This is a genomic window from Achromobacter sp. GW823-FHT04E03 (assembly GCF_058796095.1).
Genome location: NZ_JBXAIJ010000001.1, coordinates 2140337 through 2164667, shown reverse-complemented (window position 1 = coordinate 2164667; position 24331 = coordinate 2140337). Strand labels below are relative to the sequence as shown.

Below are 24331 nucleotides of genomic sequence, written 5' to 3'. Positions count from 1 at the left end.
CGATCTCCAGTCCGTAAAAACCCGGGTTCCTTGGCTTTTTATATCGCATTACGATCTATTTTCGTATGACGATAAAAACACCAAGGAGCGGGGATGGAACTTATCGATAACCTCATGCTGGGGTTCTCCGTGGCGTTCACGCCGGAGAACCTGCTGTATGCGCTGTTGGGATGCGTCCTGGGCACGCTGGTGGGCGTGTTGCCTGGCTTGGGCCCTGTGCCCACCATCGCGATGCTGCTGCCGATCACCTATGTGCTGCCGCCCGTTGCGGGGCTGATCATGCTGGCGGGCATCTACTACGGGACACAGTACGGCGGCTCGACCACCGCCATACTCGTCAACCTGCCAGGCGAGACATCGGCGGTCGTCACCGTGCTCGACGGCCACCAGATGGCCCGCAACGGCCGAGGCGGCGCCGCGCTGTCGCTGGCCGCCATCGGCTCCTTCTTCGCGGGCTCTGTGGCCACCATGCTGATCGCGGCATTCGCGCCGCCGCTGGCCGAGGTCGCGTTCAAGTTCGGGCCGGCCGAGTACTTCTCGCTGATGACGCTGGGCCTGGTCGGGGCGGTGGTGCTGGCCTCGGGCTCGCTGGTCAAGGCGATCTGCATGATCCTGCTGGGGCTGCTGCTCGGCCTGGTTGGCACGGACGTCAATTCGGGCGTCGCCCGATATGACTTCGGCATCCCGGAGCTGCAGGACGGCATCAATTTCGCGATCGTGGCGATGGGGGTGTTCGGCTTTGCCGAGATCATGAACAACCTGGAACTGAAGGACAAACGGGTCGAGATCACGGACAAGGTGGGTTCGCTGTATCCCAACCGGCAGGAGGTCCGCGAGGCGGCGCCCGCGATCGTGCGCGGCACCGCGGTCGGGTCGATGCTGGGCATCCTCCCCGGAGGCGGCTCGGTGCTGTCGGCCTTCGCTTCCTACACTCTGGAAAAGAAGCTGTCCAAGGAACCCGGGCGTTTCGGCAAAGGCCACCCGGCCGGCCTGGCCGGCCCGGAGTCGGCCAACAATGCGGGGGCGCAGACGTCGTTCATCCCCTTGCTGACGTTGGGCATCCCGGGCAACGCGGTGATGGCGCTGATGGTGGGCGCGATGACCATCCACAATATCCAGCCCGGCCCCCAGGTCATGACCAGCCATCCCGACCTGTTCTGGGGCCTGATCGCATCGATGTGGATCGGCAACCTGATGCTGGTCATCCTCAACCTGCCGCTGGTCGGGCTTTGGGTCAAGCTGCTCAAGGTTCCCTACCGCGTCCTGTTTCCGGCGATTCTGGTGTTCTGCACGATTGGGGTGTATTCGCTTAACTACAACACCTTCGATCTGTACATGACGGCCTTCTTCGGGGTCGTCGGCTACATCTGGAGCAAGCTGCGCTGCGAGGGCGCGCCGCTTCTGCTTGGCTTGGTGCTCGGCCCGATGATGGAAGAGAACTTCCGCCGCGCGCTGTTGTTGTCGCGCGGCGATTTCACGACATTCATTGAGCGGCCGCTATCTGCTTCCCTGCTGGGCGCGGCAGTGGTGCTGGTCGTGCTGGTCGCGCTGCCGAACATCCGCAAGAAGCGCGAAGAAGCGTTCGTCGAAGAGGACTGAGGCCGGGCCGCTTCCGCCTTTCGGGGGACCGGCCGTACTTTAGGCTGAAGACGTCCGGCTCCTGCGATCCGCGGTACAGATTGTCCATGCCCGGGCGCTTCCACAGCGCCAATCAGGTTTTTGTACTGTCGGCCGCCGCGATGCTGAAGCCTATGGTGGTGGTCCGGTTGGCCGATCTGGCGTAGCTGCGGCCGCCGTGCATGCGGGCGATGGCGGCGACGATGGCCAATCCCAGTCCATGATGGTTGGCATCGAATTCGCGGGAGGTGTCGCTGCGGTAGAAGCGGTAGAAAAGCCGTGGCAGATGTTCTTCCGGTATGGGTTCGCCGGTGTTGCGCACGGCGATCAGGATTTCGCCAGCGTCGCCGCGGGAGATATCGACCTCGATCACGCTGCCGGAAGCGGCATAGCGCACCGCGTTCGAGACCAGGTTCGACACGGCGCGCTGGAACAGTGCGCGATCGACCTGGGCCGACGCATCGCCCACCACCGCGATATCGACCCCCGCGTCCAGCGCCTCGGCCTCGTGGTATTGCGTCACCTCCTGGACGATGGCGGCCAGGCTGGCCTGCCAGCTGCCCCGGGCCTGCGCGCCGCGGTCGGCCTGCGACAGGAACAGCATGTCGTTGACGATGCTGGAGAGGCGCTGCAGTTCTTCCAGGTTGGAACCCAGCGTTTCGCGCAAGGCCTGCGGCGACGGGCGCGTGCTCAGCGCCAGCTCGGTCTCGCCGATCAGCGTTGCGAGTGGCGTGCGCATCTCGTGGGCCACGTCGGCATTGAATCCCTCCATCTGCACGTAGGCGCGCTCCAGCCGCTGCAACACGGCGTTGAACTGGCGCACCAGGGGCCGGATCTCGCAGGGCTGGCCGCTTTCGTCCAGCCGTTCGCCGATGCGGTCCGGAGACAGCTGCGCGGCCTGCTTGCCCAGCGCATCCAGCGGCGCCAGTCCGCGGCGCACCAGCAGGGTTCCTACCGCCGCCACGACGATGGCGCCCGCGAGCGCGCAGGCGAACAGGGTCCAGGCCAGCGCCTTGCGCAGCCGGATGTCGCTGGAGATGTCCAGCACCAGTTCGGCGTTCATGGCGTCGCCGGGCGCGCCGGGAAAGGGCAGCGTGAAAGCGATGCGCCGCTCATGCTTGAAGTCGTTGTCGCCGGCGATGGGGCTGCCGTAATAGACCTTTTCGCCGTCGATCTCCAGCACCAGCGAAAAATCGGGGCGGCCATAGAAGAAGTCGCTGAGCTTGTGGCGCAAGCGGGTGGAGTCCTGGCTGGCGGCGTTTTCCTCGACCAAGTGCCGTACGACCTCGACCTTCTGCTGCAGCAAGGCTTCCTGGCGGCTGGCCAGGTTGAGGTTGGTCGCGTAATAGACCACCGCGCATACCAGGCCGAGCGCGATGAAAGTCTGGATCGCCAGCCAGCGCGACAGCCAGCGGTGCAGCGATTTGGGGCGCTGCCCGGGCATCAGTCGCTCCGCGGTTCCAGCACGTAGCCCATGCCGCGCACGGTGTGCAGCAGTTTCTTGTCGAAGGGTTCGTCGACCTTGCCGCGCAGGCGGCGGATCGCGACTTCGACCACGTTGGTGTTGCTGTTGAAGTTGATGTCCCACACCTGTTCGGCCAGCTCCAGCCGCGACAGGACTTCGCCTTGCTTGCGCATCAGCAGGGCCAGGAGAGTGAATTCCTTGGCGGTCAGGTCCAGCCGCACGCCGTCGCGGCTGGCGCGCCGGCGCAGCAGGTCCAGTTCCAGCCCGTCGATGCGCAGCACGTTCTGGGCGATGGTCTCGGTCTGGCCGTGGCCGCTGCGCCGGCCCAGCGCCAGCACGCGGGCCAGCAGTTCCGACAAGGCGAAAGGCTTGGCCAGGTAGTCGTCGGCCCCGTCGCGCAGGCCCTTGACGCGATCTTCGAGCTTGTCGCGCGCGGTCAGCATCAGGACGGGGACGCGGCTGGTCTTGCGGATCTCGGCCAGCACCGAAAAGCCGTCCATGGCGGGCAGCATCACGTCCAGCAGGACCAGGTCGTACTGGCTTTCACGCACCAGATGCAGTCCGGTGACGCCGTCCTGGGCCACGTCGACCACGTAGTTGTGTTCGGTCAGCGCTCGCCGCAAGTACTCGGCGAGTTTTTTTTCGTCTTCGATTACGAGTACTTTCATGTCAGCGGAAATAAAAAGAGTGCGCGGAAGTCCTCGGATGCTGCGTCTATTCTAGGCGGAATCGTTCTGGGGAATAAACGCAAACAGGGCGGCCCAGCCGCCCTGCGCAGCGCCGGCGGGCACGCGGAGCGCGTGCGCCACGGGCCCGGCGCTCAGCCCGGGGTGTAGATCTCGTCCAGGCGGGCGCGTTCGGCCGGCGTCATGGCTTCCAGCTCCGCCATCGCGTCGGCGCGGGTACGGGAGGTGCCCTGCTTGGCCCAGCCCGGCTTGGCGGCGTTCAGATTGGTCAGAAACCACTGCTTCGGGTCGGACTTGGCCACGGCCAATTCGGTCTTCACCTCGTCGCGCGTCTTGCCGCTGACGGCGTGGTCCGGCGCGATGGCGTAGCCGATCTCCGTGTTGGTCTGGTGCCAGGTGCTCGATGCGCTGGCGGCAAAAGGAAGGGCCAGGGCGGAACCCAGGGCGAGGGCAGCGGTAACGGTTTTGGTCTTCATGGATATCTCCCAGGTTGAGCGCGGCGCCGGTCGCGGTGTTGCGTCAGGCGCATACACGCTGTTTGTGTAGCGACGGTGACACTCTACGGACCTATGCCCGTCAATTCGCCGACGCCCTGATTACGTTTTCGTAAGGCCGCGAACCTTACGGAAATGTCATTTTTCTGTCGCTCGATTGACGAACCCGTCTGGATACATTGCCGGCTCGCCCCTTTCCTGGTTGAACCATGCATGTATCCGCTATGCCGCTGATCCTGGCGGCCTCGATGATCGCCGCGTCTGCTGCCGCATCCGCGCAGAACGCGGGCGCAGCCCGAACTTCCGTACCCACGGCGCAGAGCGAGAACGGCGCCGTGCTGACGCTGGAGCGCGCCCTGGCCGCGGCGCTCGAACGCAATCCCGGGTTTGCCGCGGCGAAGAACGAGGCCGCGGCGAGCGAGGGCCTGCTCACGCAGGCGGGCGTGCTGCCTAACCCTTCCATCGACGTGAGCGTGGACGACACGCAATCGGCCACGCGCACCACCACCGCCATGTTGAACGTCCCGCTGGAAACCGGCGGCAAGCGCGCCGCGCGGGTCAAGGCGGCTGAGCTGTCCAGGGACATGGCGCGCCAGGGCGTCGCGGACACGCGGGCCGGCCTGCGCGCGGCAGTCATCGCGGCCTATTTCGATGTGGCGGTGGCGCAGGAGTCCGTGCGCGTGACGCGCGGCACCGTGGATATCGCCAGCGGCGCCTTGCGGCTGGCGGAGAGGCGCGTGGCCGCGGGCAAGGCGCCGCCACTGGAGGGCAGCAAGGCCCAGGTCGCGTTGGCCAACGCGCGCATCGAGGCGCGCGCGGCCGAGGCTGCGCTGCTGGGCGCACGCCGCAAGCTCGGCCTGCTGTGGGGCGAAGCAGAGCCGGGTTTTGCCAGCGTGGGCGCGGATCTGAACGCATTGCCGGAACGGGCGTCGATAGACGAGTTGCGGGCAGGCCTGGCCGCATCGCCCAGGATGCAGGGCGGCAAGCTTGCCGTCGACCTGGGGCAGGCACAGCTGGAAGTCGAGAAGAGCAAGCGCTATCCCGACATCACGCTGAGCGCCGGCGTGGCCCGCGACAACGAAGCGGGCCGCGACAAGGCCCAGCTTGGCGTGTCCATTCCGCTGCCGATCTTCGACCGCAACCAGGGCAATGTCTACGCCGCCACCATGCAGGCCTACAAGGCGCAGGACCAATACCGCGAGCTGGAATCCGGCCTGATGGGAGAACTGTTGCAGGCCGTGACCCGATTCGATCTGGCAGCGGGTTCCGCGCGCGAGTATCGGAGCGCCGTGCTGCCGGGGGCCACCCAGGCCTATGAGGCTGCGCGCAAAGGCTTCGAGGCGGGGAAGTTCGGCTTCCTGGAAGTGCTGGACGCGCAGCGCACCCTCTCCGACGGAAACATCGCCTACCTGACGGTGCTGGCATCCGTGTACCAGGCTTCCGCGGATATAGACCGCATTCTCGGACGTTGAAACGAGCATAAGAAAATGGCAAAGCACAAGAGCAAGCAACCCCCCAAGATGTGGACCGCGGCCGGCCTGTGCGCGGCGCTGCTGTTGGCGTCCGTGTATCCGGCGCAGGCGGCAGGCGAGGCGGAACACGGACATGCCGAGACCGGGCAGGGCGAGCAGGCCGAGAAGGAACAGGAAAAAATCGCGCTCACGCCCGAGCAGATCGCGGTGGCCGGCATCAAGTCCGAGGTCGCTGCGCCCGCCGCGCTGGCGACATCGGCGCAGTTCCCCGGCGAGATCAAGTTCAATGCGGACCGGACCGCGCACGTGGTGCCGCGCATGGCCGGCGTGGTGCAAAGCGTGTCGGCCGACCTGGGCCAGCAGGTCAAGAAGGGCGAACTGCTGGCCGTCTTGTCCAGCTCGGCGCTGTCCGAGTTGCGCAGCGAATGGCTGGCGGCGGCCAAGCGGCGCGACCTGGCCGCCCAGACCCACAGGCGCGAACTGCGCCTGTGGCAGGAAAAGGTATCAGCGGAACAGGACTACCAGGCGGCCCGCACCGCGCTGCAGGAGGCGGAAATCGCCGTGCAGAACGCGGAGCAGAAATTGCGCACCGTGGGCGCCGAGCCGCGCTCCAAGGACCTGGGCAGCCTGGAGATCCGCGCGCCCTTTGACGGCGTGGTGGTGGAAAAGCACATCGCGCTGGGCGAAGCCTTGCCCGACAACGCCAGCATCTTCACCTTGTCGGACCTGCGCACCGTCTGGGCCGAATTCGTGATCGCGCCCAAGGATTTGCAGGATGTACGCGTAGGCGAAGCGGCCAGCGTGAGCTCCGCCGCGTTCGCCGGCAGGGCCGAGGGCACGGTCTCGTACATCGGCTCGTTGCTGGGGCAGCAGACGCGCACGGCCACTGCGCGCGTCACGCTGGAGAATCCGGACATGGCCTGGCGTCCAGGGCTTTTCGTTTCCGTCGACGTGGTCACGCGGATGTCGGACGCCGCGGTGACGGTGGCGGCCGACGCGGTCCAGACCATCGACAACCAGCCTGCCGTGTTCGTGGAGGCGCCCGGCGGCTTTGTGGTGCAGCCGGTGAAGCTGGGCAAGGCTTCGAATGACCGGGTAGAGGTGCTGTCTGGGCTTGCCCCCGGTACGCGCTATGCCGTCGAGAACACCTTCGTCCTCAAGTCGGAGCTGGGCAAGGCCGGCGCCGAGCACGCACACTGAGCCGGGGCGGAACATGTTTGAACGCTTGATCCGTTTCGCCATTGAGCAGCGCTGGCTGGTGCTGTTCGTCACCCTGGGCATGGCCGCCATCGGCGTCTACAACTATTCCCGGCTCGCCATCGACGCGGTGCCGGACATCACCAACGTCCAGGTCCAGATCAATGCCGGGGCGCCTGGGTACTCGCCGCTGGAGACCGAGCAGCGCATCACCTATCCGATAGAGACGGTGATGGCCGGCCTACCGGGGTTGCAGCAGACGCGTTCGCTATCGCGCTACGGCCTGTCGCAGGTGACCGTCATCTTCAAGGACGGCACCGACATCTATTTCGCCCGCCAGCTGGTGAACCAGCGCCTGCAGGAAGCGAAGGAAAACCTGCCCGAAGGCGTGACGCCCATGATGGGGCCGATATCCTCGGGCCTGGGCGAGATCTACTTGTGGACGGTGGAGGCGCAGGACGATGCCAGGAAATCCGACGGCACGCCCTACACCCCCATGGACCTGCGCGAGATCCAGGACTGGATCATCAAGCCGCAGCTGCGCAATATTCCCGGGGTCACCGAGATCAACGCCATCGGCGGCTATGCCAAGGAGTACCAGGTAGCGCCCAGCACCGAGAAGCTGGCCTCCTACGGCCTGGCGCTGACCGACATCATGGCCGCGCTGGACAGGAACAACGCCAACACCGGTGCGGGCTACATCGAACGCAAGGGGGAGCAGTACCTGATCCGGGCGCCCGGGCAGGTCCGGTCCATGGACGACATCCGCGACGTGGTGCTGGCAACCGTGGAGGGCCAGGCGATCCGGATACGCGACGTGGCCGAGGTGTCCATCGGGCGCGAGCTGCGCACGGGGGCGGCGACCAGCAACGGCGAGGAAGTGGTGCTGGGCACGGTGTTCATGCTGATAGGCGAGAACAGCCGCGCGGTGTCCCAAGCCGTGTCCGTCAAGCTGGAAGCCATCAATAAATCGCTGCCGGCGGGCGTGCAGGCGGTGACGGTCTACGACCGCACCACCCTGATCGACAAGGCCATCGCCACCGTCAAGAAGAACCTGCTGGAAGGCGCGGCGCTGGTCATCGTCATCCTGTTCGTGTTCCTGGGGAACATCCGCGCGGCGCTGATCACGGCGATGATCATCCCGCTGTCCATGCTGTTTACCTTCACCGGCATGGTGACCTACAAGGTCAGCGCCAACCTGATGAGCCTGGGCGCGCTGGACTTCGGCATCATCGTCGACGGCGCGGTCGTCATCGTGGAGAACTGCGTGCGGCGCCTGAGCCACGCGCGGGCGCACCATGGCAGGCCGCTCACGCGCAGCGAACGCTTCCACGAGGTGTTCGCGGCCGCGCGCGAGGCCCGCAGGCCGCTGCTGTTCGGCCAGTTGATCATCATGGTCGTGTACCTGCCGATCTTCGCCCTGAGCGGGGTGGAAGGACGCATGTTCCATCCCATGGCGCTGACCGTGGTGCTGGCGCTGCTGGGGGCGATGATCCTGTCCGTGACCTTCGTGCCGGCCGCCGTGGCGCTGTTCATGGGGAACAACGTCTCCGAAAAGGAGAATCGCCTGATGGCCTGGGCAAAGCGCCGCTACGAGCCCCTGCTCGACGTCGCGCTGCGCCGCACGCCGCTGATCCTGGCGGGAGCAACCGTCTTGGTGGTGTTGAGCGGGGTGCTGGCGGCGCGCATGGGCAGCGAGTTCATCCCCAACCTGAACGAAGGCGACATGGCGATCCAGGCGCTGCGGATCCCGGGCACCAGCCTCACGCAGTCAGTCGAGATGCAGAAGCAACTGGAGACCAGGCTGAAGCAGAAGTTCCCGGAAATCGAGCGCGTGTTCGCCCGCACCGGCACGGCGGAGATCGCCTCCGATGCCATGCCGCCCAGCATTTCCGACGGCTACATCATGCTCAAGCCGATGGACCAGTGGCCCAGCCCCAGGAAGACCCGCGCCGAACTGCTGGCGGCGATCCAGGAGGAAGCCAGCCAGGTTCCCGGCAGCAACTATGAGTTCTCCCAGCCGATCCAGCTGCGCTTCAACGAGCTGATCTCGGGCGTGCGCAGCGACGTGGCGGTGAAGGTGTTCGGCGATGACAACGACGTGCTGAATCGTACGGCAGCAGAGATCGCCGAGGTCTTGCAGACGATACCGGGCGCTTCGGAAGTGAAAGTCGAGCAGACCACCGGGCTGCCGATGCTGACGGTCTACATCGACCGCGCCCGCGCCGCGCGTTACGGGCTGAGCATGGCGGACGTGCAGGACACGCTGGCCATCGCCGTGGGCGGCCGAGAGGCGGGGACCTTTTTTCAGGGAGACCGGCGCTTCGACATCGTGGTGCGTCTGCCCGAAACCGTGCGCGAGAACCTGTCCGCGTTGAAGAAGCTGCCCATTGCCCTGCCCAGGCAGGACGGGCAGGCGCAGGCCGCCTACATCCCGCTGAGCGAGGTCGCCACCTTCGATCTGGCGCCGGGCCCCAACCAGATCTCGCGCGAGGACGGCAAGCGCCGCATCGTGGTCAGCGCCAACGTGCGCGGCCGCGACCTGGGCACGTTCGTGTCCGAGGCCACCGCGGCCATCGGGCAAAAGGTGCAGGTGCCGGCGGGCTACTGGACCTCCTGGGGCGGCACCTTCGAGCAGTTGCAATCCGCGGCCAAGCGCCTGCAGATCGTGGTGCCGGCGGCGCTGGTGCTGGTGTTCGCGCTGCTGTTCGCGATGTTCGGCAACGTCAAGGACGGGCTGCTGGTGTTCACCGGTATCCCCTTCGCGCTGACCGGCGGCGTGATCGCCTTGTGGATGCGCGGCATACCGTTGTCCATAACCGCCGCGGTGGGCTTCATCGCGCTGTGCGGCGTGGCGGTGCTGAACGGCCTGGTGATGCTGTCGTTCATCAGCGGCCTGCGCGTGGAGGGCAAGTCCGTGGCCGAGGCCGTGCGTATCGGGGCGCTGACGCGCCTGCGTCCGGTGCTGATGACGGCGCTGGTGGCCTCGCTGGGCTTCGTGCCGATGGCGATCGCCACCGGCACGGGCGCCGAGGTCCAGCGTCCGCTGGCCACCGTGGTGATCGGCGGCATCATCTCTTCCACCATCCTCACGTTGCTGGTACTGCCGGCCCTTTACCGCCTGGCGCACAGGAACGACGACGCCGACGAACTTGAACTGTCGAAACCGGCCTTGGCCCGGGAATAGGTCCGTTACGGAGGCGATCCGATGAATGCCAGACCCGATCTCGATATCGCTGTGCTGGGCGCAATCAGCCCGATACAGCTATCCGTCATCATTCCATTCCTCAACGAAATGGAGGTGCTGCCGGCCTGCCACGAACGCCTGCGGCGGGTCTTGAAGACGTTGGGGCTGTCCTACGAGATCGTGTTCGTCGACGACGGCAGCAGCGACGGCAGCGCCGAATACCTGCAGGCCCTGCTGCGCGAGGAACGCGGCATCAAGCTGGTCAGGCTGAGCCGGAATTTCGGCAAGGAGGCCGCGATGACAGCAGGGATAGAACATGCGGCCGGAGCCGCGGTCATCATGCTGGATGCCGATCTGCAGGATCCGCCCGAGGCCATCCCCGCCATGGTGCGGGCCTGGAAAGAGGGCGCCGACGTCGTCAGCATGCGGCGGCGCAGCCGCGCGGGGGAAAGCGTCCTGAAGCGGCTTTCCGCCTATGCCTACTACAGGCTGCTGAGCCGCTTGAGCAAGGCCGCGATCCCGCCCGACACCGGCGATTTCCGGCTGATGAGCCGGCGCGCCGTGACGGCGCTGCTGCAGCTGCCCGAACGGTGCCGCTACATGAAGGGCCTGTACGCCTGGGTGGGCATGCCGACCCGGATCATCGATTACGACCGCGAGCCCCGCGCCGCTGGCGTCACCAAATGGAGCTACCTGGCGCTGTTCCGCCTGGCCATGGAAGGCATCACCTCGTTCTCCACCGCGCCCCTGCGCTGGGCGACGGGGCTGGGGGCGGCCGCGGCCCTGGGCGGCGCGGTCTTCGGCGCCGCCATCATCTTCAAGACCCTGATGTTCGGCGATGACGTCGCCGGCTATCCCTCGCTGATGGCGATGATGACCTTCATGGGCGGCGTGCAACTCATCACCATCGGTCTGTTGGGCGAGTACGTGGGCAAGACCTATATGGAAAGCAAGCAGCGGCCGGTCTATCTGGTACGCGACGTGCAGCACAGCGGAGCGGCGGGCATGGCGGCATCGGGCCATGGGAGGGATGCGGCTTGCAGCTGAGCGCGCGGACCATGGCCGCCGGGCTGGCGGCGATACTGGGCGTGCGCCTCTTGGCGATGGTCCTGGTGCCATTCGCCGACACGTCCGAGCCACGCTATGCGGAGATCGCCAGGCTGATGGCGGAAACGGGCGACTGGATCACGCCCTGGTTCGCACCGGGCGTGCCGTTCTGGGGCAAGCCCCCATTGGGGTTCTGGGCCGAGGCGCTGTCGATCCGGTTGCTGGGGCTGAGCGAATTCAGCATCAGGCTGCCGTCGCTGCTGGCCACGGCGGCGACGCTTGCCATTCTTCATGCGCTGGGGCGCCGCCTGTTTACGCTACAGGCCGCCAGATGGACCGTGCTGGTGTACGCATCCATGTTCCTGCCCCTGGTCGCGGCCGGGGCAGTGTTGACGGATCCGTTCCTTGCCCTGGGCGTCACGCTGAGCATGGCGTCATTCATCCTGGCGCGCGGGCCGGCGGCGGGGTTCTGGCGCTACGGATTTTTCCTGGGACTGGCGATCGGCCTGTTGTCCAAGGGACCACTGGCCGTGGTGTTGGTGGCGGGCGCCATCGTGCCCTGGATGCTGTGGCATGGGAACGTCCGGGCCAGCCTGCGGCGCCTGCCATGGGCGGCGGGAAGCGTGATGACGGCGGTCCTGGTGTTGCCCTGGTACGTGGCGGCGGAGATCAAGACGCCGGGCTTCATCCAGTACTTCATCGTGGGCGAGCACGTCCTGCGCTTCGTGGATCCGGGCTGGACCGGGGATCTCTACGGCTCGGCGCACAGCCGGCCCTACGGCGCCATCTGGCTGGACGGGATTGTGGCGTCGTTGCCATGGGGAGTGTTTGGCGTCTGGCTGCTTGCCCGACGCTGGCGCGGGCCGGTGCGGCGGGCCGGCAGATGGCTGCGCCGGCCACGCTGGACCTATCTGTTGGCCTGGGGCGCGGCCACGCCGCTCTTCTTCACCCTGTCGGGCAACATCCTGTGGACCTACGCGCTGCCGGCCTTGCCGCCGCTGGCCTTGGCGATAGGCGCATGCCTGAGCCGCGCCCGCGCCCTGGCGCCAGCCCGCGTGGCGACGGCCTGCATGGCGTTGGGGCCGATTGCGGTGATTGTTTTCTGCGGCTTGCTGCTGGCCAAGCCGGAGCGGCTCAAAACGGAAAAACACCTTGTCGCCCGGGCCGATGCGCTGATGGCGCCCGGCGAAAAGCTCTACTTCGTCGACAGCCTGCCGTTCTCGGCGCGCTACTACTCGCGGGGCGCGGCCGCACGGGTGCCGCTGGAAGGCTTGGAGGCCGTATTGCCCAAGGACGGCAGGGTATTCCTGGCAGTGGAAAAAGCGGATCTGCGGCGGGTGCGCGAGCAGACGGGAGTGGAGCTTGAGCCGGTCTACACCAGCCGGCGCTACGTCTTGGTGATCGCCGGTACGCCGGCAGATCGCCGCCGGAGGCCGGCGGCGATGGCTTTATCGTCAAGGGCCGGGCCTGGATCCGGGCCCGGCCAGACTCAGAAGCCCACGGCCTGACCGTCGCGGCGCGAGTCGGACGCCGCCACGTAGCCGCCTTGCGGCAGGCGGCAGATCAGCTGCGCCGAACCGAATTCCAGGCTGTCGGCGGGCGCCACGGCGACGTTGTGGCCGCGTGCGCGCAGCGCGTCGACCACGTCCGCCGGCAAGTGCGATTCCACATTGACCACCGGGCCTTTTTCCACGCGGAAGCGCGGCGCGTCGCTCATGGCCTGCGGGTTCTGGCCGAACGCCGCCAGGCGCGTGACCATTTGCAGATGACCCTGGGCCTGCATCGATCCGCCCATCACGCCGAACGACATCAGCGGCTGGCCGCCGCGCGTGACGAAGGCGGGGATGATGGTGTGCATCGGCTTCTTGCGCGGCGCGACCTGATTGGCGTGGCCGGGCGTCAACACGAAGTTCAGGCCGCGGTTGTGCAGGCTGATGCCGGTGTCGGGCACCACCACGCCGGAACCGAAGCCGTGGTAGTTGGACTGGATGAAGGACACCATGGTGCCGCTGGCGTCGGCCGCCGTCAGGTACACGGTGCCGCCGGTGGCGGGCGTGCCCGCGACCGGCACGCTGGCGCGGTCCATGGAAATCTGGCGCGCGCGCTCGGCCAGGTAGCTGCGGTCCAGCAGGGCGGCGGCGCTGGTGCGCATGTGGCGCGGATCGGCGACGTGGTGGTGCAGGTCCGCGAACGCCAGCTTCATCGCTTCGATGCTGACGTGGTAGTAGTCCGCGCTGTCGCGGCCCATGCTTTCCAGGTCGAACTGTTCCAGCATGCCCAGCGCCATCAGCGCCGAGATGCCCTGGCCGCTGGGCGGGATCTCGTGCAGTTCGTAGCCGCGGAACGATTGCGAGATTGGCGTGACCCATTCGGGACGGTGCTCCGCCAGGTCCTCGGCACTGAGCGCGCCGCCGGTCTGGCGCGCGAAGTCGGCGATCTTGCGGGCGAGCTCGCCGCGGTAGAAGCTCTCGCCGCCGCTTTCGGCGATGGCGCGCAGCGTCTTGCCCTGCGCGGGAAAGCGCCACCATTCGCCGGCCTGCGGCGCACGGCCCTCGGGCAGGAAGGCGGCGGCAAAGCCTGGCTCCTGCGCCAGCTTGGGCGCTTGCGTGGCCCACTGGCGGGCGATGGTGGGCGATACCGCGAACCCTTCCTCGGCATAGGCGATGGCGGGTTCGAACAACTGCGCGAAAGGCAGCTTGCCGAAGCGCTCCGACAGCGCCTTCCACCCCGCGACCTGGCCCGGCACGGTCACCGTGCCCCAGCCGGTGCCGGGCATGGCGTCGCGGCCGGCGAAGTACTCCGGCGTCCACGCGGCGGGCGCGCAGCCGCTGGAGTTCAGGCCATGCAGCTGGCCGTCATGCCAGACCAGCGCGAACATGTCGCCGCCGATGCCGTTCATGACGGGTTCGACCACTGTCAGCGCGATGGCGGTGGCGATGGCGCTGTCCACGGCGTTGCCGCCGGCCAGCAGCATGCGCAGCCCGGCTTGGGCCGCCAGCGGCTGGCTGGTGGCGACCGCGTTGGCGGCCAGGACCGGCATCTTCCGGGATGCGTAGGGGAAAGACCAATCGAAGGGTAAGGACATGGAAACGGGGAACTCGTAGTGAAAATTACTGCGGCGTGATGCCGGCCTGATCGATCAGCTGCTTGGTGCGCGGGATTTCGGCCTTGATGAAGGCGGCGAATTCCTCGCGGCTGCCGCCGCGGGGCTCCGCGCCAGCTTCCGCGAGCTTACTGCGCAGCGCCGGATCGGCAAGCACTTTGTTGACGGCGCGGTTGAGCTTGTCGAGCACCGGAGCGGGCGTGCCTTCGGGCGCGACCAGACCGTACCACGGCGCGATGTCGTAGCCGGCGTAGCCCTGTTCCGCGATCGTGGGAATCTCGGGCGCCAGCGCCGAGCGCTTGGCGTTGGACATGCCCAGCGCCAGCAGCGCGCCGCTCTTGGCCTGGGGCAGGCCGGTCATGATGGTGTCGAAGTACATCGAGACCTGGCCGCTGAGCAGCGCGGGGATGGCTTCGCCGGCGCCCTTGTACGGCACGTGCAGGATGTCGATGCCGGCCACGGACTTGAGCATTTCGCCCGCCATGTGCGAAGTCGTGCCGGTGCCGAACGAGGCGTAGGTCAGTTTGCCCGGGTTGGCGCGGGCGTAGGCCACCATTTCCGGCAAGGTCTTGAACGGCTGCGACGGATTGGCCAGCAGGATGTTGGGGGTGTACGCCACCATGGATACCAGCGCGAAGGCGTCGGGGTCGTAGGACAGGCGCTTTTGCAGGAAGCGGTTGGTCACGATGGCGGCGGGGCCGCCCATCAACAGCGTGTAGCCGTCGGGCGTTGCGCGTGCCACCGAAGCGCTGCCGATAGCAGCCGCGGCGCCCGGACGGGCTTCGACGACGAAGGGCTGGCCCAGTTCCGTCGACAGCGCGGCGCCCAGCTGGCGCGAAATCAGGTCGGTGGCGGAACCGGCCTGGAAGGGCACGACGATGCGCACCGGATGCTGCGGCCAGTCGGTCGCCTGGGCGCCCGCTTGGGCGGCAAAGGCCACGGCGGCGGCGCCTGCCAGCGCCCGGATGAAACGAAACTTCATGAATTCCCCTTGATCGCGTTATGGAGTGCGTGCAGGGATTAGACGCAAGCGGGCGCTGCAAGACCATTAGGATTTGCATCCATGGATCACTGGATCCAATTTGTGTTATTTTTGCGGTTATCTATCATGGCGGCTTTCGTGGGCCTATCCGTCGGCCCTAGCCCCGGGACTCCAATGCTGCAATTCCAAAAGACAGCCATCAGCGCCGAAGACGAGGCCTACCTGCATCTGCAGCGCGAAATCCGCCTGGGCCGCTACGCGCCCGGCCAGCGCCTGGTGCCCGAGGTGGTCGCGGCCGAAATCGGTACCAGCCGCATGCCGGTACGCGGCGCGCTGCGCCGGCTGGCCTCGGAAGGATTGGTCGAGATCCGCGCCAACCGCGGCGCGGTGGTGCGCGGCCTGAATCAGCAGGAAATGCTGGAAGTGTTCGAAATGCGGTCCGTGCTGGAAGGCCTGGCCATGCGTAACGCGGTGCTGCACATGGGCGCCGAGCACATCCGCCGCCTGTCGCTGCTGCTGGAACAGCTGGAGCAGGGGCCGGGCGAACACCTGGACTGGATCACCGCGCATCGCGAATTCCACGAATACCTGTGCAGCTTCTGCCAGCAGCCGCGCCTGCTGCGCCAGATCTCGGAGCTGCATTCCGTCGTCGAACCCTATATGCGCCTGTGGGTGGCCCAGCCCGGCCGCGTCCTGCGCGTGCGCGAATCGCACCAGGAATTGATCGCCGCGTTGCAGACGCGCGACCCGGCGCGTTGCGAAGCGGCCATGCGCCAGCATGTGCTGAACACGGTGCCCGCCCTGCAGGCGTTTCTGGAGCAGGCGGCCTAGGACGCGCGGCTTTGCTCTAGACTGGCGTCATCCTCTACGCGCCCGTCCCGCCATGACCGCATCCGCCGATCTCATCCGCCGCCTGGACCTGCTGCCGCACCCCGAAGGCGGCTACTACCGCGAAACCTATCGCGCCGCCGATGCCGTGACGCGCGGCGACGGCGCGCGCCGCTCGGCCAGCACCGCCATCTACTACCTGCTATGCGACGGCGCCTGGTCGACCTGGCACCGCATCCGGTCCGACGAACTCTGGCATTTCCATGCGGGCGGGGCGCTGCTTGTCCATGTGCTGGCGCCGGACGGCGCTTACCGCTGCCTGCGGCTGGGCGACGCGCTGAAGGACCCTGAGGCCGCGTTCCAGGCGGTCGTGCCGGCCGGCAGCTGGTTCGCGGCAGAATTGGCCGACCCCGCCGGCTATGCGCTGGCCGGCTGCACGGTGGCGCCTGGCTTCGAGTTCAGCGAGTTCGAGTTGGCCGACGCCGCCGACCTGCAACGGCTGTACCCCGCGCAGGCCGGGCTGATCGCGCGCCTGGCCCGCTAGTCGGCGCCCTGTGCTTGCGGTTTTTTCCTGCGGGTGAACTTGGCCTCGCTTGCCAGTACGCCCGCCACGATCAGGCCGGCGCCTACCAACGCCAGCGCCGGGAGCCGGTCGCCGGCCAGGCGTCCCACGATGCCGCCCCACACAGGCTCGCCGGCATAGATGACGGTGGCCCGGGTTGGAGACACCGACTTCTGCGCCCAGTTCATGGTCAGCTGGATGATGGCACTGGCCAGTCCCAGGCCGATGGCCGCGCCCGCCCACAGCCATGAGAATTCGGGCACCGCCTCGCCCAGCACGGGCATCAGCGCGAACGACACCAGGCCGGCCGTCAACAACTGCACGAAGGTGACGCGGCGGCTGTCGACCTTCTTGGCATAGTGGCCGATCAGGATGATCTCCGCGGCGATCGCCGCGGCCCCGGCAAGCGTCGCCGCTTCGCCCACGCTGAAATTCAGCGCGCCCGCCTGCGGACCCGCCAGCAGGATCAGGCCCGCGAAGGCCAGCGCCACGCCCACCCAGCTCATCAGGCCTGGCGGCTTCTTCAGCACGGCCCATTGCAGCAGCGGCACGATGGGTACGTACATCGCCGTGATGAAGGCGGACTGGCTGCTGGTGATGGTCTGCAAGCCGTAGGTCTGCAGGAAGTAGCCCAGGAACAGGGCGCAGCCGATGGCGATGCCGGCGCCGACCTCCTGGCGGGTGATCGCAGCCATGTGCTTGCTGAACATCAGCAGCGCCATCAGGCCGGCGATGGTGAAACGCACGCCCACGAAGAACAGCGGTCCGCTGTGCTGCATGGCGATGTGGATGATGAGGAAGGTGCTGCCCCACAGCATGGTGACCAGCACCAGCGCGATTTCCTGGCGGGACAGGGCGAACATCGAGGTCTTGGACTTCACGGTCTGCTTCGGGCGCAACGAAATGGCGAGCACTATACAGCGCTTCGGTGACCGCTCACCGAACAGATTCCCGGATTCCGGGCGGAGCAGGCATATAGCCAGGAGTAATATGACGCGTCCGGCGTCGTCAGGCCGCCGGAGACGACAAGCCGGTGCACGCCTCGTTCTTCCCGCTCCCGCCGCGCCTTTTTGGGCGGCGCTGGCGAACCTGGGCGCGCCAAGCGGCCACAAGAAGATATCGAGGAGAAGCGCAAGTGGAGAAGCAAGAGTCGGGCGGCTGGTATTTCGGCTGGAACATCGTAGGCGCCGCTACGGTACTCACCCTGTTGACGGTCGGCCTGCGCATGGGGGTCGGGCCGTTCTTCCTGCCCATCGCCGACGCCCTGGGCTTCACGCGCAGTACGCTGTCCGGCATCGTCGCGATCGGCATGCTCTGCTACGGGCTGGCCATGCCGGTAGCAGGTTATCTGGTCGGCACGCGCGGCACCCGCTTCGTGCTGCTGACCGGCACCGCCATCGTCGTGTTGTCGATCATCTGGACGGTCTACGCGCGCGGCCCCATCGAATTCCTGCTGTCCTTCGGCGTGGCGCTGTCCATCGGCCTGGGCTTCACCAGCCCGGTAGCGTTGACGCCGGTGATCAGCCGCTGGTTCACGCGCCAGCGCGGCATGGCGCTGTTCTTCCTGTCCACCGGTTCCATGGCCGGCATCGCGCTGATGACGCCAACCCTGACCTTCGCGATCTCGGCCGTGGGCTGGCAGGAAACACTGCTGGGCTTCGCCGCGCTGTTCGCGCTGCTGACCGTGCCGATGGCGCTCTTCGTCATGCGCGATGAAGCGCCCGAGCACACCGACCTGCTGCCGCACCAGATCATCGACAAGGCGGGACCGGCCAAAGCTGCGGCGAAGCAGCCGGCGCCCAATGTGCGCGCGGCGCTGAACTCGCTGCCGTTCTGGCAGGTGGCGCTGGGCCTGTTCGCCTGTGGTTTCAGCATGAACCTGCTGGGCACGCACGGCGTGCCCATGCTGATGGACCATGGCTTTGACGCCACCACCAGTTCGCTGGGCATCGGCCTGATCGGCCTGGTCGCCATCTTCAGCACCCTGGTGCTGGGGCGCATGTCCGACCAGGTCGAACGGCGCGCCATCCTGGCCGCGATCTATCTGGTGCGCGGGCTGGGTTTCTTCGCGCTGGTCATGGTGGGCGCGCATTGGGAACTGTACGCCGCGGCCACCCTGGGCGGCATCGCGTGGGCTGGCAGCATCGCCCTGTCGTCGGCCATTCTTGCGGACGTCTACGGCGTGCGGCTGGTGGGCGTGCTTTATGGACTGGTCTACCTGGGCCACCAGGTTGGCGGCATGATCAGCTCATGGCTGGGCGGCTGGGCCTATGAGACCTTCGGCACGCATTGGGTGGCCTTCGGGGCAGCGGGCGCGCTGCTGTTGGCGGCGGCCCTGATTTCCTTGCGCCTGCCGGCGCGGGGCCTGCCGCGCGCGGTAGCGGTGGCCGGCCGTTGATCCCCGCGGACTGTGGGCGATGCCGTCCGCAGCGTTTGCCATCGCATCCGTGACGCCGGATGCGATGGTCTCCAGGACCGTCCTAGCGGTCCTTCAGCAGCGATACCAGTTCCGGCACGTAGCGGTCGCCGCCGCCCTGAGTGACGGCCTGGTCGAACGTGTGCTGCACGGCCGCGCCGATTTCCCGTACCGCGCCCGTTTCCGCGGCCATGGTGTTGTAGTAGGACAAATCCTTCTGCGCATTCGACATGAAGAACCGCAGCGAGGACGGATCCTGTTCCAGCAGGTAAGGCTTGATGCGTTCCAGCGCCACGCCGCCGCCGCCGCCCTTGGCCAGCACGTCGGCGAACACCGCCGGATCGATCTCCGCGCGCAGCGCGCAAGCTGCGGCTTCCGACAGCAGCGCGACCACGCCCAGCGACACGTAGTTGTGCAGCAGCTTCATGCGATGGCCGGCGCCGATCGGGCCGGCGTGCGTGATGTTCTCGGCGAAGCAGGCCAGCAGCGGCTTGCATTCCTCGAACAGCGCGGCGTCGCCGCCCACCAGCAGATTGAGCCGGCCCTCGGCGGCTTCCTTGGGGGTGCGCGTCATCGGCGCATCGAGGAAGCGGCCGCCGGATTCCGTTACGGCCTGCGCCACCTTGACGGTGGAAGAGGGGATCGCCGTCGAGCAATCGATGATCACCGTACCGGGACGCAAGCCCGCCAGCACGCCGCCCTCGGACAGCAGCACGGCCTCGACCTGCGGGCTGCCGGTAACGCAGAGGATGATCACGTCAGACTGGGCCGCCAGCGTGGCGCCATCGGTCACGCTGGTTGCGCCCGCGGCCTTCAGCGCGTCCAGGGGCTGATTGCCCGGGTGCTCAAGCACGGTCAGCGCGTGCCCGTGCTTGACCAGATTGCTTGCAATGCCATGGCCCATGAGGCCGATACCAACCATGCCGACTTTCGCCATCTTCCACTGCTCCTGCCATGTAGGGGTTTGTTATGGCGTAAATCTTACTCTGACTTGCGGATCGTCCGCGCCGCGATCACAGGTCTGCGGATAGCGGTGCCGGCAGCAGACTTCTTTGCGATACTCGAGGTATTCCGCGTGAAAAAACCAGGCTTGAGCATGACAGACTCCATTCCTTCCGGTTTCGCGCCTTGGCGCCCCAGCAGCCCCTTCATGGAACATCTGGCCGACCTCGGCGCGCTCTACAAGCGCGATGCCGATTGCGTCCTGGCCCTGCGCGTGGGGATGGCGCACACCAATATGCACGCCATCGCACACGGCGGCCTGCTCGCCACGCTGGCCGACAGCGCGCTGGGCCATACCATCGCCGAGCAGGCGCAGGCCTCGGTGGTCACGGTGCAGATGTCGGTGGAATACCTGAACCCGGTCAAGCCCGGGGACTGGCTCGAAGCCCATGTCCGCATCGACAAGCAGGGCCGCCGTCTGATCTACGCCACCTGCCTGCTGCAGGTCGAAGGCCGCGTCATGCTCAAGGCCAACGCGGTCTTCGCGGTGCGCGCCGCGCCCGCGCCGGCTTCCGACGGTTGAGCTTCTTGCGGGTCTACAAGTAAGGCGTAGCCAGCCAGATCACCTTGTTGCGCAGGCGCTTGGCGAACGGCGCGCGCAGCAGGTTCTCCAGCGTCTCGCGCTGGCCCTGCGCGATCAAGCCGTCGACCCGTGCGCCGATCCAGCGCGCCACGCCGGGGTCGTAGATTTCAGTATCCAGCTCGAAGTTCAGCCGCAGGCTGCGCGGATCCAGGTTGGACGAACCCACATAGGCCCACGCGTCGTCCACCGTCATCAGCTTGGAGTGGTCGAACGCGCCATGCGAACGCCAGACCCGGCAGCCCGTGCGCACCACCTGGTCCAGCTGGGCCGTCATCGCGTAGTCCACCAGCCGCAGGTTGTTCTTCCCGGGAATCACGATGTCCACCACCACGCCGCGCCGCGCGGCCGTGGCCAGCGCGCCGATCAGCGTCTGGTCCGGCAGGAAGTAGGGCGACTGGATGCGCACGTGGCGCTGCGCCACCGCCAGCGCGCCCAACAGCATATTGTGCGTGCTGCCCAGCGCGCGGTCCGGACCGGACGGCACGCAGCGCATCGGCACGTCGCCTGTGGGGGGCAAGGCCTCGGGATCGAACCAGGGCCTGGCCGGCAGCGACTCGTGCGTCGTGAAGTTCCAGTCGTGCGCAAACACCGACATCAGCTGCGTCACGATCGGTCCTTCCACCCGGAAGTGCGTATCGCGGTTGGTGCCATCGCCCGCCAGCGCGCTGACGAAGGCCGCGCGCACGTTCATTCCGCCGGTAAAGCCCAGGCGTCCGTCCACCACCAGCACCTTGCGGTGGCTGCGCAGGTTGGCATAGGGCATGCGCAGCACCCCCAGCGGATTGGTCATGAAGCGCGCTACCGGCACCCCGCCGCGCGACAGCATGCGCACGATGGGCGGCCGCGAATACTTGGAACCGATGGCGTCGATCAGCACCCGCACCTCGACCCCGCGCTCGCGCGCCTCGATCAGCGCCTGCGCCATCTCCCGCCCGATCGCGTCGTTGTCGAAGATATAGCTCTGCATCGCCACCGCGTGGCGCGCTTCGCGGATCGCCTGCAGCATCGCCGGATAGGCCTCGTCACCGCCGGCCAGCGGCCGCACCGCGTTGCCGCCCAGCAGGCGGAAGCGGCTGACGCGGTCGCCCAGCACCTTCAGCGACGCGAACTGCTGGCCCGAGATCGGCGCCACGTCCACCGGCGCAGTCTCGACCTGCTCCGCATCCACCACCATCGCCTCATCGCGCTGCTGCGACAGCCGAGTCTTGCGGATCCGGTTGATGCCCGCCACGAAATAGAACAACGCGCCGAACAGCGGCGAAAACAGCGCCACCCCCACCCAGCCTATGGCCGCCCGCACGTCCTGTTTGGTCATCGCGGCATGCACCGCCGCGCCCGTTCCGGCCACGATGCTGATGGCAAACACCAGATGGGGCCAGTAATCGATCAAGATTGCGTGTATGCGGTCCATGGCGATGGCGTAAGCGCGGCCTCCGTAGCTGATCAATGGCGAAGGATAGCAAGGTGGCCCGCGCTGGCAAGTGGGCCGGCGGGGCCGGTTTCACACGGATAAAAAAACGTGCTAGAATTCGGCCTCTTCGTTGTTGAGCAGCTTTCAAAAGCAGCGCAGCAAGGAAGAAAAGCAGTATCAGAGGTGGCTGTAGCTCAGTTGGTAGAGTCCCGGATTGTGATTCCGGTTGTCGTGGGTTCGAGCCCCATCAGCCACCCCAAAGAATTCAATGAAGATAAGGCACTTTCGCGAAGGCGAAGTGCCTTTTTTATTTGATGTGATGGTGGCAAGAACGCCTATTGGTGACATCAGGCATTCTTGATTTTCTCGGCTCGACGCCGGTCGTACGCCCTTCATGTGGTGGCAGGGTTGGCGTGTGTCTCGGGATCTTTTCGCCTCTGCCGACCATCACCGTCACGTAGTAGGCCACGCAGATCGTGGAGCGTGAACCGCTCGGTTCCAGGGAGCTTGCGCCAGTCTTCCATGATCCGATTCCACATGGCTTTGAAGCCTTGCTCGGTGTACGGGTGTCCCTGGCGAGTCGGCCAAACGAACATGAAGTCTGGCGTTCAATGCTCCCCAGTTCATTGAACCGATCCTGCAGGGCAGAAGTCCATTCGACCACGCCACGTCTCTGTCTCTCCTTTCTTTGCTTTGGCAAACCCCACGCTGATCCCATCTGCGCTTAAGTCGTCCTGGCACATCGCTCTGAATTCTGCACGACGGCGGCCGGTGGAGGGCAAACTTCGCCATCAGCCCCTGGACATGGCTGGAATCCCCCTTAGCCTTGGTCACGGTGTAAACGCACTCTATATCGGGCCAGGAAGGACAACGTAAGCGAGGTATTTCTTTGTTCCGACGTACCTACCGACAGCGGGAACTACCGGTGCTCTGAAAAAAAGGCTTCAGACTTCTGAGGTTTCCCCACGAATTCATCGGCATCCTGCCATGGACTCGGAGGAGGCGTGTGGTGCTTGCAAAAGTCCAGGTCCGACGTTTCATTCACAGCCAGAGGCCGCTCGGCATAGATCATGACACCCACTCGCATGTCCAAGCCCTCTACGTCCGACTGCTGGACGCCGGTACAGGCAAGATGTCCGTGCTCGGCGCTGCAATGAGAAAGCTGGCCATCTGTGCTGCGGTATGCTCAAGCGTGTCCATGCTATCTCTCGGGATACGCCTAATCTCTTGACGGGTAAGACGGTATCTTTTTTCGGGCGTGAAGATGGAGCAAAGTCATGATCCAAAACACGGAAGCCATGGGACATCCGACATAGGTGGATCAGCAGGGGAACTTTGGGCCAGAGTTGTTGAACGTTCGTTCGATGTAAAGACTGGTGAAAACGCACCGCGAGAAGAGAATGTAATCGCGTTCTCGCATAAATCGGTGGATAGTGGAATCAGCCGGTCGATCTGCAACAAAGCTCATGTCTTCGACGGCTACCACTGAGGGCCTGTGGGATTCCCAATCGCCAGAATCAAGCACCTCGATATCCAATTCTTCAACGTCAATATTGAGAAAATCTGGCGCCTTCCCATGCAAGTACTCATTGATGAGGTCCGCCAGGGTCAGCACCTCCACCAGCGTCGGTGCGGGAACCTCTACCTCGCTGACAGCGGCGACAGCCTTAGCGAAGTTCTTGTTCGCGGTATTACTCGAGGCCCAATCGTGGAAGTTGTAGTACTCCATGTGGCCTTTCTTAGCACCTACCGCCTTGTTGATACTTGTGTCTTTGGGCCTGAATTTTCCGCACTGTTCGATCATGAAAGGATTCGGGTCAACGTTGACTCCTGTCCATCCACGCTGATACAGGGCCATGGTATTGGAGTACAGAGCGGGGTGGTAGCAGCCTATATCAAGATATCGACCGGTATTCAAATTCTGGAAGATAAACTGTTCGATACAGTCTTCACCCCAGTGGGAAAAGACTGTCTTGGAGTGTTCTGGGAGTGCATGAGCCAATCGTTCTGTAAGGCCACGGCGCTCGCTTTCGGTGGATGCCATTCGGAGGCGAAGTTCCTCAATCTCGCGTCGTGCTACGTCACGCTCAGATTGAGCTGTGTCTCGCTCCTTTATCAACCGGCGAATGTCGGGAACGGAAAGCAGCAGCTTCTTCGCAAGTCTCCGGAACATTTTGTCTCCAAAGGCGTATAAAGGAATAATCGAGGGGTGCTGCCTTGCCGATTGTATGAGCTTTGGATCGGATTACAAGCCTGAATTTGTTGCCCGCTTTAGCGGG

At 65.8% G+C, this 24331-nt stretch carries 19 protein-coding genes and 1 tRNA gene; 11 read left to right on the top strand and 9 right to left on the bottom strand.

Annotation, left to right across the window (positions count from 1 at the left end; all coding sequences use genetic code 11):
• Positions 1-93: 93 nt before the first annotated feature.
• Positions 94-1599, top strand: coding sequence for a tripartite tricarboxylate transporter permease (locus tag AC1RHV_RS10165; RefSeq protein WP_054453493.1), 1506 nt, complete (start codon positions 94-96; stop codon positions 1597-1599).
• A gap of 112 nt (positions 1600-1711) precedes the next feature.
• Here the strand turns inward: AC1RHV_RS10165 and AC1RHV_RS10160 are convergent, their stop codons facing one another.
• The 3 genes from AC1RHV_RS10160 to AC1RHV_RS10150 all read right to left on the bottom strand — a co-directional run bounded on the left by AC1RHV_RS10160 (position 1712) and on the right by AC1RHV_RS10150 (position 4244).
• Positions 1712-3061: a heavy metal sensor histidine kinase gene (locus tag AC1RHV_RS10160; RefSeq protein ID WP_492300613.1), complete on the bottom strand. Its 1350-nt coding sequence runs from the start codon at positions 3059-3061 to the stop codon at positions 1712-1714.
• Entirely contained in the window at positions 3061-3750 is a 690-nt protein-coding gene (locus AC1RHV_RS10155) for a heavy metal response regulator transcription factor (RefSeq protein WP_054453490.1), read from the bottom strand. Before AC1RHV_RS10155 ends, AC1RHV_RS10160 begins: the two co-directional genes overlap by 1 nt.
• Positions 3751-3902: 152 nt before the next feature.
• Complete coding sequence (locus tag AC1RHV_RS10150) at positions 3903-4244, bottom strand: DUF4148 domain-containing protein (protein ID WP_119449588.1); 342 nt, start codon at positions 4242-4244, stop codon at positions 3903-3905.
• A 227-nt stretch (positions 4245-4471) separates the two neighbouring features.
• Between AC1RHV_RS10150 and AC1RHV_RS10145 the strand changes: the two genes are divergently transcribed.
• The 5 genes from AC1RHV_RS10145 to AC1RHV_RS10125 are packed head-to-tail and all read left to right on the top strand — an operon-like array spanning position 4472 to position 12673.
• A complete protein-coding gene (locus tag AC1RHV_RS10145) occupies positions 4472-5734 on the top strand; it encodes a TolC family protein (protein ID WP_119449589.1) in 1263 nt (420 codons plus the stop codon).
• A gap of 15 nt (positions 5735-5749) precedes the next feature.
• On the top strand, positions 5750-6934 hold the full coding sequence (locus tag AC1RHV_RS10140) for an efflux RND transporter periplasmic adaptor subunit (RefSeq protein ID WP_119449590.1): 1185 nt from the start codon (positions 5750-5752) through the stop codon (positions 6932-6934).
• 13 nt (positions 6935-6947) lie between these two features.
• Positions 6948-10118, top strand: a complete 3171-nt coding sequence (locus AC1RHV_RS10135) for a CusA/CzcA family heavy metal efflux RND transporter (RefSeq protein WP_492300611.1) — start codon at positions 6948-6950, stop codon at positions 10116-10118.
• A gap of 21 nt (positions 10119-10139) precedes the next feature.
• Positions 10140-11165, top strand: coding sequence for a glycosyltransferase family 2 protein (locus tag AC1RHV_RS10130; protein WP_175161651.1), 1026 nt, complete (start codon positions 10140-10142; stop codon positions 11163-11165).
• A complete protein-coding gene (locus AC1RHV_RS10125; RefSeq protein ID WP_492300609.1) occupies positions 11156-12673 on the top strand; it encodes an ArnT family glycosyltransferase in 1518 nt (505 codons plus the stop codon). The genes AC1RHV_RS10130 and AC1RHV_RS10125 overlap by 10 nt, the downstream gene beginning before the upstream one ends.
• Here AC1RHV_RS10125 and ggt read toward each other — a convergent pair.
• Both ggt and AC1RHV_RS10115 read right to left on the bottom strand, forming a co-directional pair.
• Entirely contained in the window at positions 12655-14250 is a 1596-nt protein-coding gene (ggt, locus tag AC1RHV_RS10120) for a gamma-glutamyltransferase (protein ID WP_054453480.1), read from the bottom strand. The genes AC1RHV_RS10125 and ggt overlap by 19 nt on opposite strands.
• A 25-nt stretch (positions 14251-14275) precedes the next feature.
• The gene (locus tag AC1RHV_RS10115; protein ID WP_054453478.1) at positions 14276-15250 is read right to left on the bottom strand and encodes a Bug family tripartite tricarboxylate transporter substrate binding protein; all 975 of its coding nucleotides are present in this window, start codon (positions 15248-15250) and stop codon (positions 14276-14278) included.
• A gap of 174 nt (positions 15251-15424) precedes the next feature.
• Here AC1RHV_RS10115 and AC1RHV_RS10110 point away from each other — a divergent pair, with 174 nt between their 5' ends.
• Both AC1RHV_RS10110 and AC1RHV_RS10105 read left to right on the top strand, forming a co-directional pair.
• Entirely contained in the window at positions 15425-16081 is a 657-nt protein-coding gene (locus AC1RHV_RS10110) for a GntR family transcriptional regulator (RefSeq protein ID WP_013395291.1), read from the top strand.
• Between the two features lie 52 nt (positions 16082-16133).
• A complete protein-coding gene (locus AC1RHV_RS10105) occupies positions 16134-16622 on the top strand; it encodes a cupin domain-containing protein (RefSeq protein ID WP_054453474.1) in 489 nt (162 codons plus the stop codon).
• Here AC1RHV_RS10105 and AC1RHV_RS10100 read toward each other — a convergent pair.
• Positions 16619-17503, bottom strand: a complete 885-nt coding sequence (locus AC1RHV_RS10100) for a DMT family transporter (protein ID WP_492300814.1) — start codon at positions 17501-17503, stop codon at positions 16619-16621. The two genes, AC1RHV_RS10105 and AC1RHV_RS10100, sit on opposite strands and share 4 nt — an antisense overlap.
• Before the next feature lie 272 nt (positions 17504-17775).
• Between AC1RHV_RS10100 and AC1RHV_RS10095 the strand changes: the two genes are divergently transcribed.
• Complete coding sequence (locus AC1RHV_RS10095; RefSeq protein WP_054453472.1) at positions 17776-19038, top strand: MFS transporter; 1263 nt, start codon at positions 17776-17778, stop codon at positions 19036-19038.
• Positions 19039-19120: 82 nt separating this feature from the next.
• Here AC1RHV_RS10095 and AC1RHV_RS10090 read toward each other — a convergent pair whose 3' ends face one another.
• A complete protein-coding gene (locus tag AC1RHV_RS10090; protein ID WP_119449596.1) occupies positions 19121-19993 on the bottom strand; it encodes an NAD(P)-dependent oxidoreductase in 873 nt (290 codons plus the stop codon).
• A 159-nt stretch (positions 19994-20152) separates the two neighbouring features.
• Here AC1RHV_RS10090 and AC1RHV_RS10085 point away from each other — a divergent pair, with 159 nt between their 5' ends.
• Positions 20153-20581: a PaaI family thioesterase gene (locus AC1RHV_RS10085; RefSeq protein ID WP_054453468.1), complete on the top strand. Its 429-nt coding sequence runs from the start codon at positions 20153-20155 to the stop codon at positions 20579-20581.
• Positions 20582-20594: 13 nt separating this feature from the next.
• On the opposite strand, the gene cls is transcribed toward AC1RHV_RS10085, so the two are convergent.
• Positions 20595-22052, bottom strand: a complete 1458-nt coding sequence (gene cls / locus AC1RHV_RS10080) for a cardiolipin synthase (protein ID WP_175161679.1) — start codon at positions 22050-22052, stop codon at positions 20595-20597.
• 183 nt (positions 22053-22235) lie between these two features.
• On the opposite strand from cls, the gene AC1RHV_RS10075 reads away from it, so the two are divergent.
• Positions 22236-22311: transfer RNA gene (locus tag AC1RHV_RS10075), tRNA-His, on the top strand.
• A gap of 1062 nt (positions 22312-23373) precedes the next feature.
• Here the strand turns inward: AC1RHV_RS10075 and AC1RHV_RS10070 are convergent.
• Positions 23374-24096 (bottom strand): FkbM family methyltransferase, encoded by a 723-nt coding sequence (locus AC1RHV_RS10070; RefSeq protein WP_181953321.1) that lies wholly within the window; start codon positions 24094-24096, stop codon positions 23374-23376.
• Positions 24097-24331 lie beyond the last annotated feature (235 nt).